Genomic DNA, 13356 nt, shown 5'->3' with positions numbered 1-13356 from the left:
ACATCGATGGAATTAATCATTTCTAATTAGTATACATCATGTAATAATACCCCTGATAATCCCCACTCACCACCCGCTCTATCCAATGCTGATTATCCAGATACCACTTAATGGTTTCTTTCATACCCTGCTCGAAGGTGTATGAAGGCTTCCATCCTAGTTGGCTGGTAATCTTCGTATTGTCGATTGCATACCTACGATCATGACCGGGTCTGTCTTTCACATAGGTAATCAAATCCTCTGACTTCCCGATAGTCTTGATAATGAGCTTGACTATTTCAATGTTCGCCTTCTCGTTGTTTCCACCAATGTTGTAAATCTCTCCGGTTGTTCCCTTCTCTAGAATGGTATCAATTGCTGAACAGTGGTCGAAGACATGCAGCCAGTCCCTGATCTGCATCCCATCCCCATAGACGGGAAGACTCTTGTCCTTGAGACAGTTATTAATCATCAAGGGGATGAGCTTCTCTGGGAATTGGAATGGACCATAGTTGTTGGAGCAACGTGATATGGTCACTGGCAGTCCATAGGTTTCATGGTATGCCCGGACAATCAGATCGGCACTTGCCTTGGAAGCGGAATATGGACTGTTCGGAAGCAAAGGCATGGTCTCAGTGAAGAGGCCCTCCTTACCAAGTGCCCCGTATACCTCATCAGTAGATACCTGATGAAATCTCACTCCTTCCTGATAGTCCTTGTTGTACTTATCATCTGGATGCAGTTTCCAGCTTCTCTTTGCTTCATCCAACAGAACCTCTGTTCCAATAATGTTGGTGGTAAGAAACAGCTCGGGCTCAACGATGCTTCGGTCTACGTGACTCTCTGCAGCAAAGTTCACTACGTGGGTGAACTGATTCTCAGCAAACAATCTATGAACCAATTTCCTATCCCTGATGTCACCTTTCACAAATGAATAGCGTGGTTCATTTTCCACCTCTTTCAGGTTCTCAAGGTTTCCGGCATAGGTAAGTGCATCAAAGTTGACTACCGTGTCAGCAGGATGCTTCTTTAGTATGTAAGCAATGAAATTGCTCCCGATGAAACCGGCTCCACCGGTTACCAAAATGATTCTTGATTTGCTGCTCACTCAGTCCTCCTATACAGACTCGTCAACCAAAGAAAGGATGTATTGACCGTAGTCGGTCATCTTCAGGCTCTCTCCGATTTTCTTCAGCTGTTCTGCATTGATGAACCCACGTCTCCAAGCAATTTCCTCAATACAAGAGATGTAAAAACCCTGCCTCGATTGCACTGCCTCCACATACTCAGCAGCCTTCAGCATCCCTTCAGGTGTACCTGTATCGAGCCATGCCATGCCACGCCCCAAGAGTTCTACATGCAGCTCCCCCATTTCTAAATAGGCATTATTGACTGAAGTAATTTCAATCTCACCTCGAGTGGACGGTTTGACCTGCTTGGCAATCTCAATGACATGGCTGTCATAGAAATAGAGACCCGGTACTGCATACTTGGACTTGGGAATCTGGGGCTTCTCCTCGATGGAGAGGACCTTCTGGTTATCATCAAATTCCACCACTCCGAAAGAACGGGGATCATGTACTGGATAGCCAAATATTGTTGCTCCATTCTCCCTTTTCTTTGCTCTCCTTAATACATCAGTGAGATCCTGCCCATAGAACACGTTGTCACCGAGAATCAAACAAACAGAATCGTTACCAATGAAAGATTCCCCAAGAATAAAAGCATCAGCCAATCCCCGGGGAGTTTCTTGGACTCTATAGGAAATCTCCAAACCAATCTCAGACCCATCTCCCAATAACCTCTGATATACCGGGGTATCTTCAGGTGTTGAGATGATGAGAATCTCTTGGATGCTAGCCAGCATCAGCACTGAGAGCGGGTAGTAAATGAGGGGTTTGTCATAAATTGGAAGGAGCTGCTTTGAAACCGCTTTTGTCATTGGATAGAGACGGCTCCCTTTCCCCCCGGCTAAGATTATTCCTTTCATGCCTTTCTTCTCCTTTTTTATTTTCTATTCCCCCACACCGTCTCATTAACTATCTTCGCATAGCTCTGGATTAGCTTGACCACCTTCACCGATACGTTGGTGTCATGGTAATCGTCGGGCATCTCCGTCTTCTCTTGGTTGTCCCGCATGGAGACAGCCATTTCCAGGGCTTGGCTAATGTCCTTGGTCGTAATGCCCCCGATGACAACCGTCCCCTTGTCCAATACCTCGGGCCTCTCTGTGCTTGTCCTGATGAGGACTCCTGCAAAGTTGAGCATCGCAGACTCCTCACTGAGCGTCCCGCTGTCAGACAGTACACAGTAGGCATTCATCTGCAACTTGTTGTAATCCAGGAAGCCGAAGGGCTTCAGGCTCTGCACCAGCGGATGGAACTGGAAGTTTCTCTGCTCGATGAACTTCCTGCTCCTGGGATGGGTACTGTAGATCACTGGCATCTGATACTGTTTAGCCATGTCATTGATGGCTGTCATCAGTGACATGAAGTGTTCCTCGTTGTCGATGTTCTCCTCCCGGTGGGCCGAGACCAGGATGTAACGGTTCTTCTCAAGGTTCAGCCTAACAAGCACATCACTCTTTCGGATGCCTTCCAAGTGATTGTCCAAGACTTCGCGCATGGGAGAGCCTGTTACGAAGATCGTCTTGCCGTCCAGCCCCTCGGAAAGCAGGTACCTTCTGGAGTGTTCTGTGTACGGCAGGTTGATGTCGCTGATGTGGTCCACGATCTTGCGGTTGATCATCTCGCTCACGTTCCAGTCCCAGCAGCGGTTGCCTGCTTCCATATGGAAGATGGGCACCTTCAGGCGCTTGGCGCTGATGGCCGACAGGGCGCTGTTGGTGTCGCCCAGCACCAAGAGGGTATCAGGCTTCTCCTTCTGGATCACCTCGTAGCTCTTGGCGATGATCTTGCCCATCGTCTCACCCAAGTTCTTTCCTACGCTGTCCAGATAGTAGTCGGGGGCTCTCAGACCCAGGTCCTCGAAGAACACCTGGTTGAGCGTGTAGTCCCAATTCTGCCCGGTGTGCACCAATATGTGGTTGAAGTACCGATCGCACTTTTGGATCACCGCACTGAGCCGTATGATCTCGGGTCTTGTCCCCAGGATGGTCATCACCTTCATCTTTTCCATGCTGCTTATACCTTCTCGAATATCGTATCGGGCCTGTCGGGGTTGTACGGCTCGTTGGCCCACATGAAGGTGACCAAGTCCCCCTCCCCCTCGTTGATGATGTTGTGGGTGTATCCCGGGGGGATGTCCACAACCTCAAGCTTCTCTCCCGACACATGGTAGTCGATTACTTCAGTAGTCCCGATCTTTCTGAACTGGATCAGGGCTTTTCCACTTACCACCAGGAACTTCTCGTTCTTGGTATGGTGCCAATGGTTGCCCTTGGTGATGCCGGGTTTGGAGATGTTCACCGAGAACTGGCCTCTTTCAGCAGTATGAAGAATCTCGGTGAAGCTGCCACGGTTGTCGGTGTTCATCTTCAGCGGATAGCTGAACCGGCTTTCAGGCAGGTAGCTCAGGTAGGTGCTGTACAGCACCTTCTCGAAGCTGTTTGCCATATTGGGCACAGAAAGTGTTGTCCGGCTCTCCCTGAACTGCCTCAAAAGCTCAACAATCCTACCCAGCTTCACCGTATGGACGGTGGAGACCCTGCAGAAGTTGTTCTCAATCAGGACATCACCCTTGAGTGCAGAGAGGAAAGCCTGGACCACATCATCGATATAGACCAGGTTCATGACCACCTCAGGGTCGTTGACCGTGATGGGAAGGTCTCTTGCGATGTTGTAACAGAAGGTGGCCACCGCGCTGTTGTAGTTGGGCCTGCACCACTTGCCGAAGACGTTGGATAGGCGAAACACATATACGACAGAGCCTATCTCTTGGGCATAGGCGAAGAGCAGGTCCTCACCCGCTTTCTTGCTCCTGCCGTAAGGATTGTCAAGCTCTGCCTGGATGGAGGAGGTGATGAGAACGGGACAGGTATTCTTGTTCCGCTTCAGGGAGGCAAGCAGGGTATCGGTGAAGCCGAAGTTGCCCTGCATGAATTCCTCTTGATCCTTGGGCCGATTTACTCCGGCAAGGTGGAAAACAAATTCACAGTCCTTGGTATACGAGTCCAAAAACTTCGGATCGGTGTCGATGTCGTAGAGATACAAATCTTCGTATCCCTTGCTTCTCAGTTCAGCGATGAGGTTCTTCCCTACGAAGCCGCTTGAGCCGGTTACCAGTATCCTCATGCTAGCGGTTCTCCCATGCCTTCAATTCGTCCTGGATGTACTTCAGGGTGAGCAGCTTCTCCTTGATCTGCTGAACGGTAAGTAATTCAGTATTGCTGGAATTGAACTCGGTGAGCGTGGTGCGCTTGCCGTTTCCGTCGGTGAAATATTTGTCATAGTTCAAGTCGCGGTTGTCTGCAGGAACCCGGTAGAAATTGCCAAGGTCCAAGGCATGTGCGCACTCCTCGTTGGTGAGCAGCGTCTCATACATCTTCTCCCCGTGCCTGATGCCGATGGTCCGGATCTCATTGTCTGCACCAAAGAGCTCCTTCACCGCCTGGGCAAGGTCACCGATGGTGCTTGCAGGTGCTTTCTGCACCAGGATGTCACCGGTGTGTGCATGTTCGTAGGCGTAGAGCACCAAATCCACAGCCTCGTCGAGGGTCATGATAAAGCGGGTCATGGAGGGTTCGGTCACGGTCAGGGGCTTTCCCGCCTTGATCTGCTCGACGAACAGGGGAACAACCGAGCCTCGGGAACACAGTACGTTGCCGTACCTTGTTCCGCAGATGAGCGTCTTGTCCTCGGCGACAGTCCTAGACTTTGCAACAAAGACCTTCTCCATCATCGCCTTGCTGGTCCCCATGGCGTTGATGGGATAGGCGGCCTTGTCGGTGGAGAGGCAGATGACCTTCTTCACTCCTGCATTGATGCAGGCAGTCAGCACGTTGTCGGTGCCGACGACGTTGGTCTTCACCGCCTCCATGGGGAAGAACTCGCAGGAGGGCACCTGCTTCAGGGCGGCCGCACTGAAGACGAAGTCGACACCGCTGAGGGCGTCGCGGATGCTGCGGTAGTCGCGTACATCGCCGATGTAGTACTTGATCTTGTCATTCTTGTAGAAGTAGCGCATGTCGTCCTGTTTCTTCTCATCACGGCTGAATATGCGGATTTCTGCTATGTCGGTATTCAGAAAGCGTTCGAGCACGGCATTGCCGAAGGAGCCCGTACCGCCGGTGATCAAGATAGTCTTATCAGTGAACATGCATTCACTCCTTGCCTATTGTTTCTAATATTGTTTCCAATCGAGTAATCAAGGTATCTTTTTGAAACATCTTTTCAGAGTACGTCTTCGCAGACATTCCCATTTGTTTTCTTTGCTTTTTACCCAGGGTAGCAAATGAACAAATAGCATCAACAAACGACCCTGTCTCTTCAGCAGGAGCAACAAATCCTGCTTGAGCTTCCAATACAACACGTTGAGCTTCTCCACCGGCAGAGACAAGTATGGGGAGAGCACAAGCCATATATGATTGAACTTTAGCGGGAAGCGTCTTTGAGAAAATTTCACTCTTCTTAAGGATTACCAACCCTGCGTCTGCCTGTGCAAGAAGGCCTGGTATTTGGGTAGCTGGTTGACGATCAATGAATAGGAAGAAATCCGAGAGATTGTGTTTGTTTACTTGCGCAATCAACGTCTCTTTATAGCTTCCATCTCCAACAATAATGAAAGTTACCAAGCATTTTGCGTTCTTCAGGGATTCGCCAACAGGAACAAGCAAGTCCAACCCCTGGGCTAATCCAACATTCCCAGTAAATATGATTTTTAATCGGTCATCAGTAGGAATGCGTGTATCTTTAACTAATGTACCTTGATCAAGAGGAATATAAAATTCCTCAGCATATTGAGGCCAATATTCAAGTTTTGCTTTGGGGACGCCTCGTGCTTCAATAACATCAAGAAAACCGTAGGAGGAAGTGAGGACATGATTTACCTGGCTATATATGTGATCAACCATGTTCCCCAAAGGCCGAAGAATGAAACCCGAAGAAATACCTGTTATCACTTGGAAGCTCTCAGGCCAAAGGTCCATGATATAAATCACACTCGGAATGCGGCGCCTTTGAGCTAACCATGTTCCCACAAGACTTTGTGTCATCGGAGAACTCATATTCATAAATACGACATCAGGTTGGAGCTTTGTAAATTGAGCGAAAAACCATCCAGAAAGTACAAAGGAAATATAATTCAGAGTCAGTCCAATAAAGCCTTTACCGCGCGGAATTACGGGAAGGTGAATGATGGAAATTCCTCTGTAGGTCTCCTTACGCCGTTTAAAAATCCCATATCCGGGATAAAATTTTCCTTGTGGATAATTTGGAATACTGGTAACTACCGTTACCGTATGGCCACGCTCAACTAAAGCAGCACAGATGTCATTGATTCGCATCTGTTCAGGATAGAAGAACTGTGACTCAACCAGAATATGCATGGAATGGTTACCTACCACCCTTCATTCCCAGAAAGGTCTCGAACGTCTGCATGATGATCTGAATATCAAAGAGAATTGATTTATGTATTACATAGTACAAATCAAATTCTGTCTTGCGGATATACTCTTCTTTGGTTGTAGTATGCCCATAATTGATCTGAGCCCATCCGGTAAGACCGGGTCGAACCATGTTGCGATAGCCATAGAACGGGATTTCTTCAATCCACTTATCATGGTAGACCTGCATCTCAGGCCTTGGGCCTACAACAGACATCGTACCATTAAGAATATTTACGAACTGCGGGAACTCATCAACACGGGTCTTGCGAAGAATTTTTCCGACTAGCGTAATCCGCTGTGTAATGGTCCCGTTGGGATTCTCTGAATTCTCTGCTTTCTTATCTACTTTAAGACTTCTCAGCTTATAGAACATAAAGTACTGCTCATATAAGCCAATCCTGGGTTGCTTGAAGATAATGGGGAAACCCGAATTCAGAACAATCAAGACGCCGAATACAGCAATAAATGGTAAAGCAATAAGCATCATCATCAATCCAAGGACAATATCCATCACCCGTTTTTCTTGTGAAATTGGTGCTTGATTGAGGAGAATCTCATAGTGATCACGATACTCTTCAGCCAACTGCAAGGGGATTCTATAGAGCCAATATTCTGCTACATCAGTAATGAAATATTTCTGGACGCCCTGTTTCTCCAAACCATGTAAAAGCTCTGTCAACTTGCGGTACAACGCTAAATCAGCAATGAGGATTGATTTGGTCCCAATCGAACTTGAGACTTCTTCGGCTTGTTCTATTGTGGTAATCCAGCTATCGATAACAACTTTCCCATGGGAAGCAATCTGCACTTCATCAGTCAATGCCTTGTATTTTTTCGGCTCTCCTATCACTACACATCGAGTAGGAGGAATCACCTTCATGATGATGCGATAATACATCCAAGAGAAGAAGGGAATACCAACAATTGCAGCAACAAAGGTAGCAATGAACTCATGCCGATAGATATCTCTCTGAGCACCAAATATCAAAATTACCAAGAACATGCCAAGCAGAACACCGAGAAACGAACCAATGACTGTTGAAATAAAGATGATATGCTTGCTTTTGAGAGTATTCAGCTCAAAACCATGAAAAGCAAAAATAAACGCTACTACAGATAGATCCACAATAATAAACTGCAGCATCCTCATATTGGTGAACCTGTCTGTGTAAACAAATTGGAACAGATAGAGGAATGCTACCACAAAGGTCATGTACAGACGCTTCTGGTGTACTATCTTTTGATACATGCGAACCTACCTAGCTTGCAATACTGCGGTATACACCGGATGCACCTACCTCATACGAGGCACAGACATCTCGGCTTTGGCTCCTAGGATTTGATTGTAGATGTAATCAAGTAGAGAATCTCAATCCAAAGGACAGACCTTCCCCAACCCAGAAAGTTCTGGAAACGGGGTATATACAGCCACTCTTTTTCAGGACGGACCTACAAAAAAGATGGTTAGGATTGAGACAAATGCATCGCATATACATCCCATCCCACGGCTAGATTGAAGCCTATCATTCTTCTATGCCCATGTAAACTAGATTTCGGCAATCACTCGTATCCATTGACTAGATTTCTTTGCTGATTGACATATAAATAAGCGAAATATGAGACATTTGAAAAATTCCAACAAAACATCAAAAGACCAAGTTTATTAATAAGATATCAAAGCTATTGCAAAGCCCTCCACCTCTGCAGGAATGAATTCCTTCCCAATTCGAACTACGACACGCTGTTTTTGCCCACTCCCATTGGCCAACACCAGCGTCTTGGCTTCAGGGAAGTATGCACAGTCAACCAGGGGGTTGTCCGTGCAGTAAAGACTCTCTTGCAGTTTACTCTGTTCAAGTATTGAACGCAATGCAAATGTATTTTCAGGACTATACCGATACTCACTGAGGTAAATACCCTTGCCCTTGCCGAAAGAACGTTCGGTCACAACAGGAAGATTGTCCTTTTCTTGCAGTACCTTGGTATCACCATCGATCAGGTACACACCGTCCTTCTTTCGGATATCCAGCTTCAGCTGTGATGCTTCCTGCTCAACCTTCCAAAGTCCATGACACAAACGCCTGCCGTCATCAACATCGACTCCAAGCACAGGTGCCATCCTGAGGTTGTTTGCATATCCCTGTACTGCTGAAGGCTCATTAACCCCCATAAAAACACCACCGTCATGCACCCATTCAGTGAGCATTGTTACAATCTTGTCATCCTTCCAATGCTCTCCCCCGCTCCAGCTGCTTCCGGCAAAACCTGCATTGATGAGAACATCAATCGATTCGAGGTTGTTTTTGGTTATCTCGTCAAAATTCAGGAATTCAACCTCATAGGGAAGGCCTGCCAGGCTTTCGAGGATGTTGATCAAATCCAAGTCAGGGTGTTCGTGAAAGTGGCCGCCGCACGTCCAGGTCCTCAGCTTTCCCCAGCTGGTCAGAATTCCCACCTTTAGATTCACCTTGTAGACCGATGACCTCTGGTGCAATTCCTTGATCATCCGAAACTGCTTGGCAATATCGGCAATCGTATCCACAAAATCAGGGAAGCCTTCGACCAAGTGCAAAATGCCACCCAAGCCGATACGGTCGATCGGAGCCCGCAGCAAAGCCCTTCGTACGTACACCCAGTATTTCTGAGCATCGAGGGCAGGATTTCCTCCTTCCTTGAAGGTTGGGGCTCCGCCCAACCCTACCGGGAAGAGATAAGGATGGAGCCTCAGCTCATGGGTCAGCTTGCCAGGCACTGCGCTGCAGAGCCTGACTTCAAAGGCCGAGAACACGCACTTGATAATCCCATCGAAACCAATGGTACCGAAGGCCTCAGACTGAGGTTCCATGCCCACCCAGCTGTCGTCATAGAACACATAGGCTTTCTTGCCGTAGCGGTGGACAATGTCCACCAGCTCCTTGGCAAACGAGCAGACAAAACGGTTGGTGAACCACAGGTAGTCCACCATCTTCTGCTTCCAAGCCATATGATTGGGATTACGATACCCTTGGTTGATGAAGTCCTCGCTGGTAAGTCTATACCCATACTCTGCAGTAAACAGCTCAAGAGCCAGCGGGCTGACAGTGAAATCGTAGGAAGCCCAGTCGGTGAACAAGAAGGGATTGCGTTCATCACCGCCCCAGATCCAGACAAAGTTGTAAAACAGGGAGGTGAACCGTACCACATCGGTCTCCGGATGCTCTTCACACCATGTAGTCAACCATGAGCGCAGATACTCCTGAACCTCTGGATAGCGGGGGTCAAGCTGCTTGAGCGGCTCCTTATCCCAGCTGTTGGTCACATGGTTGTACATGTTTATCTCTTCCCAGATGCGGAAGGCCAGGAAGTTCACGCTGTAGTGGTGCCATTGTGTAGTACCCTGGATGGTGACGCTATCACTCTCTGCATCGAACGACCAATTGATGCGGGGAACCACGGTATCAGTGGTCCTGTCATAGACCTGCCAATAGGATGTTGATTCCTTGTTCACACAAAACTGTTTGGTAAAGTATCCGGACAGAAGAGTAATGGAAACAGCAGAGGAGGTGGCAAGCACTCTCCCGCTCTCCAAAAAGACCTGCTGCTGGTACTCTGGATGCTCATTGATAAACGCATTGTGCTCACGAATGATGCAGATGGTGGAATACACATCCATCCCTGCAGAAAGCAGCTGATCAGAAAGCTTGGTGCCATCACAATCGCGGATGACATCCGAGCCCCACTTCTTAGCCAACTGCAAGGTCAGCTCTTCATACCCGGACTCTCCCGGCATCGTAAAAGAACCATAATTATACAAATCAGACATTCTGCACAAAACCTCTGACTAGACGGTATCATGAGAATTGCCAGACGTCCAGCACAAGCAGCTACAGCAGGTTCTTGCCCATCACATACAGCACATCCTCATCCACCTTCTTTCTCACTGCCTCAAGGCTCTCGAACTTGGTGATGGGACGGATATATGTCTTCAGTTCCAGGCTGATGTACTGCCCGTAGAGTTCACGATTGAAATGCAGCAGAAAGGTCTCGATGGTAACAGTAGGAAGGTTGTCCACCGTAGGCCTCGGCCCGATGCTCGTCACGCCCAGGTAGCGGATTCCGTCGACGATGGTAATCGTCCCATACACGCCGTGGGCGGGAAGCAATTTTTCATCAGCGGTCTTGAGGTTGACAGTGGGCATACCCACCGTTCTTCCCAACTGCCTGCCATACACCACTTCACCATAAAGGGTGTACGGATACCCCAACATGGCCTCTGCATCCTCAATCTGTGCCGCAAGCAGGGCTGCCTGAATACGTTCGCTGCTGATAGGAAGATTGTCATAGAGCACTGGCTCAACAGAGAGCACTTCAGAAGAGGAGTGTCCAGGCAGTTGATCAACAAACTCGATATGAGCCGTTGGCCCGGCATAGGCTGTGAGCAGAGCCTGTTTCTCTTCGGCGGTAGTCAGAACCAGCGCTGATGAGGAAGGCAATACATACACGGTATCAGGCTTTTGGGAGAGGAGAGCCTGGTGACCCCTATGCACCCCGTCAAATACTCCACAGGCAATGCTCATACGCTCTGCCTCCGACCTCGGTATAACAGCATTCCCAGCAGGTAGTATGCAGTTGTGGCCACCCATACCTGCCAGCCTCCCTGAAGAATACTGGGAATATAACTTGCTACGAGAACGGCCAAGGTAATGACGGGAAGAATGGTTCCCCCCGGTGCTCGAAAATGCTCGGCTTCAAGCTTCGGATACTTCTTGCGTGAGGCAAGCACCGTTACACAGACAATGGCTACCACGATGACATTACACAGGGCACCGAGGTTTATCAGGATATTGGTCAGCTGTGGAAACGCTGCAAACAAGCCGGTCACCACAACTACCACTGCTGTTGCATAAAGCGGTGAGCCCGACTGTTTTCCTGTCTTTGCAAGGAATTGAGGCAACACGCCATTCTCAGCACACGAAAGCAGGGTGTGGGCGGCAAGGGCCATGGTGACGATCATGGTGGTGACCAAGGCCAAGACGGCGGAGATGGAGATCAAGGGAGTCAGAAAGGAAAGTTTGGGCAGGAAGGAAGCGGCGGCATAGAGGGGAATATAGCGCAGTCCTTCATTAGCCTCAAGGAAGCCTGCTGAGACCAGCCCAAGGGTCGCCACCAGTACAGCCAGATAGAAAACAAGCACCACGGCCATGGCGATTGCCATCGCCTTGGGCACGGTCTTATTCGGTTTCTCTACCTCCCCAACCAAGAAGGAAAGAGCAACAATCGCCCCATAAGCAACCATGGCCAGAGGAAGGGCATCGAGAAAACCGGTGGACCCTCCACTGCCCTGGGTAAAGAAAGGAAGCAGCAGGGAAGCATCCCAGCTGCCGCTGGTAAATACCGCTATGGCAAACAGCAGCAGCGTTCCACCCAGAAAGAGGGTGAGAATTGTGGTAGCTCTCCCGGTAATTTTAAATCGGGCGATATTCAACGCCCCACTGAACAAAACGGCAAGCAGACCAAGCGGTACCTGCATTGAGCCAAGGGCTGGAAACGCTACTCCCAGGTAAATGCCGATGTAGATGGCAGAGAAAGCAGCACCGGCAATACAGCCGAAGAGATAGGCCCACGCTGAAATCCAACCCCAGAGCCTGCCCTGTTCTCGTGTTTTTCCCAAGAGTTGCGCCGGGAAGTTGAATATCCCGCCGCTTTGTGGATAGCGAGAAGCAAGCTCTGCCGTCTGCAGTCCATAGGCTAGCAGGATGAGGCCACCAAGAATCCATGAAAGCAAGGAAGCAGGACCGGCCTGCAGGATGGTGATACCCGACAGTGAGAATATTGCCGACCCGATCATTCCCCCCACAAGAAGGTGCACACTGTCAAAGAGTCCAAGCTTGCTGTTGTTGCTGCCCATCATCACTCCTTTGCCTAAGGCCATTCTAGCGAGGGGAAGGAGTGGTGTTCAAGAAACCGGGAAACCGTTTGGGGCGGATTAGGACCAGGAATCCCTGATCATATGGTCAATAATGCCATATCAGCACACACTGAGGAGTAGGATTTAGTTCAGGATACGATAAAGGAAGAATATTCCATAGGCATGCGGACAGTTGGAAAGATACCGCTTGCTTCTTCGAGTATTGCAGAATGAATCGCTTTTGAGGGAGGGAGATGGACTAACAGCAATGCCTGTGCATTGAGCGTTTTTGCCAGCTGTGCAACTTCAAAAGCGCTTGAATGACCATCATGATGCAACGCCTGCCTATCAACATCCAGTCCACCGACCTCGTGAATCAATAGTTGGGAGTTTTCTGCACAATCAGGATAGGGTTTTTGAACCACACTGTCAGGAAAGTATGCCACTTTCCCCGTTCCATCAAAAAACGTGTACCCTTGCGTAGTCATTTGAGGCCGGTGATAAAGTGAAAACGTCTCTATTTCAATGTCACCAACTTGCTTGCATGCGTCAGCCCAACAAATAATCGAATCGAGACTCGGTTTACAGTCCAGATGGAAAAATTGATACAACTGTTTCGCAGCTTCCAAAGTTTCAGAATTCCCCACAATCAACAGTTCTTTCTGCCTCTTCCGCATCCAGAGATTATGCAACAAAGAAGGAAGGGCATATAGATGATCTACGTGTGCATGTGTCAAGACAATTGCATCCAATAAGTCTGGATTGAAATTGCGTTGAAGCAAAGCTTGTGCCGGACTACCGGAAGTATCGACGAGAATACTGGTACTCCCGGATGTAATCAACAGACTCGTGTTGGAAGAATCCTGAGTTTGCATGCTCCCAGAATACCCAAGAATATCTACTACCATTTTTAACCCTTCATTCA

At 48.6% G+C, this 13356-nt stretch carries 11 protein-coding genes; all 11 read right to left on the bottom strand.

Features of this window, described 5'->3' with window-relative positions; genetic code table 11:
• Positions 1-22 precede the first annotated feature (22 nt).
• A complete protein-coding gene (rfbB, locus tag MUG09_RS02010; protein WP_244772997.1) occupies positions 23-1087 on the bottom strand; it encodes a dTDP-glucose 4,6-dehydratase in 1065 nt (354 codons plus the stop codon).
• 9 nt (positions 1088-1096) lie between these two features.
• A complete protein-coding gene (rfbA, locus tag MUG09_RS02005) occupies positions 1097-1969 on the bottom strand; it encodes a glucose-1-phosphate thymidylyltransferase RfbA (protein ID WP_244772994.1) in 873 nt (290 codons plus the stop codon).
• Positions 1970-1986: 17 nt separating this feature from the next.
• Positions 1987-3117, bottom strand: coding sequence for a non-hydrolyzing UDP-N-acetylglucosamine 2-epimerase (wecB, locus tag MUG09_RS02000; protein ID WP_244772992.1), 1131 nt, complete (start codon positions 3115-3117; stop codon positions 1987-1989).
• A gap of 5 nt (positions 3118-3122) precedes the next feature.
• Entirely contained in the window at positions 3123-4232 is a 1110-nt protein-coding gene (locus MUG09_RS01995) for a capsular polysaccharide biosynthesis protein CapF (protein WP_244772990.1), read from the bottom strand.
• A 1-nt stretch (position 4233) separates the two neighbouring features.
• Positions 4234-5256 carry a polysaccharide biosynthesis protein gene (locus MUG09_RS01990; RefSeq protein WP_244772988.1) on the bottom strand — a complete coding sequence of 341 codons (1023 nt, stop codon included), beginning with the start codon at positions 5254-5256 and terminating at the stop codon, positions 4234-4236.
• Between the two features lie 4 nt (positions 5257-5260).
• A complete protein-coding gene (locus MUG09_RS01985; protein WP_244772986.1) occupies positions 5261-6442 on the bottom strand; it encodes a glycosyltransferase family 4 protein in 1182 nt (393 codons plus the stop codon).
• 49 nt (positions 6443-6491) lie between these two features.
• The gene (locus MUG09_RS01980; protein WP_244772984.1) at positions 6492-7757 is read right to left on the bottom strand and encodes a sugar transferase; all 1266 of its coding nucleotides are present in this window, start codon (positions 7755-7757) and stop codon (positions 6492-6494) included.
• A 450-nt stretch (positions 7758-8207) separates the two neighbouring features.
• Positions 8208-10346 (bottom strand): 1,3-beta-galactosyl-N-acetylhexosamine phosphorylase, encoded by a 2139-nt coding sequence (gene gnpA / locus MUG09_RS01975; RefSeq protein ID WP_244772982.1) that lies wholly within the window; start codon positions 10344-10346, stop codon positions 8208-8210.
• 61 nt (positions 10347-10407) lie between these two features.
• Complete coding sequence (locus tag MUG09_RS01970; RefSeq protein ID WP_244772980.1) at positions 10408-11100, bottom strand: riboflavin kinase; 693 nt, start codon at positions 11098-11100, stop codon at positions 10408-10410.
• Positions 11097-12431, bottom strand: coding sequence for an APC family permease (locus MUG09_RS01965; protein WP_244772977.1), 1335 nt, complete (start codon positions 12429-12431; stop codon positions 11097-11099). Before MUG09_RS01965 ends, MUG09_RS01970 begins: the two co-directional genes overlap by 4 nt.
• A gap of 149 nt (positions 12432-12580) precedes the next feature.
• Positions 12581-13306 (bottom strand): MBL fold metallo-hydrolase, encoded by a 726-nt coding sequence (locus MUG09_RS01960; protein ID WP_244772975.1) that lies wholly within the window; start codon positions 13304-13306, stop codon positions 12581-12583.
• Positions 13307-13356 lie beyond the last annotated feature (50 nt).

Source organism: Sphaerochaeta associata (assembly GCF_022869165.1).
Taxonomy (GTDB): Bacteria; Spirochaetota; Spirochaetia; order Sphaerochaetales; family Sphaerochaetaceae; genus Sphaerochaeta; species Sphaerochaeta associata.
The sequence above is the reverse complement of the archived record's forward strand: the minus strand, read 5'-3'. Positions and strand labels throughout refer to the sequence as shown.

What these genes read in the sequence shown, in the direction of transcription:
- wecB (WP_244772992.1), bottom strand. Translation starts at nt 3,117, where the DNA reads ATGGAAAAGATGAAGGTGATGACCATCCTGGGGACAAGACCCGAGATC.
- MUG09_RS01980 (WP_244772984.1), bottom strand. Translation starts at nt 7,757, where the DNA reads ATGACCTTTGTGGTAGCATTCCTCTATCTGTTCCAATTTGTTTACACA.
- MUG09_RS01970 (WP_244772980.1), bottom strand. Translation starts at nt 11,100, where the DNA reads ATGAGCATTGCCTGTGGAGTATTTGACGGGGTGCATAGGGGTCACCAG.
- MUG09_RS01985 (WP_244772986.1), bottom strand. Translation starts at nt 6,442, where the DNA reads ATGCGAATCAATGACATCTGTGCTGCTTTAGTTGAGCGTGGCCATACG.
- gnpA (WP_244772982.1), bottom strand. Translation starts at nt 10,346, where the DNA reads ATGTCTGATTTGTATAATTATGGTTCTTTTACGATGCCGGGAGAGTCC.
- MUG09_RS01990 (WP_244772988.1), bottom strand. Translation starts at nt 5,256, where the DNA reads ATGTTCACTGATAAGACTATCTTGATCACCGGCGGTACGGGCTCCTTC.
- MUG09_RS01965 (WP_244772977.1), bottom strand. Translation starts at nt 12,431, where the DNA reads ATGGGCAGCAACAACAGCAAGCTTGGACTCTTTGACAGTGTGCACCTT.
- MUG09_RS01995 (WP_244772990.1), bottom strand. Translation starts at nt 4,232, where the DNA reads ATGAGGATACTGGTAACCGGCTCAAGCGGCTTCGTAGGGAAGAACCTC.
- rfbA (WP_244772994.1), bottom strand. Translation starts at nt 1,969, where the DNA reads ATGAAAGGAATAATCTTAGCCGGGGGGAAAGGGAGCCGTCTCTATCCA.
- MUG09_RS01960 (WP_244772975.1), bottom strand. Translation starts at nt 13,306, where the DNA reads ATGCAAACTCAGGATTCTTCCAACACGAGTCTGTTGATTACATCCGGG.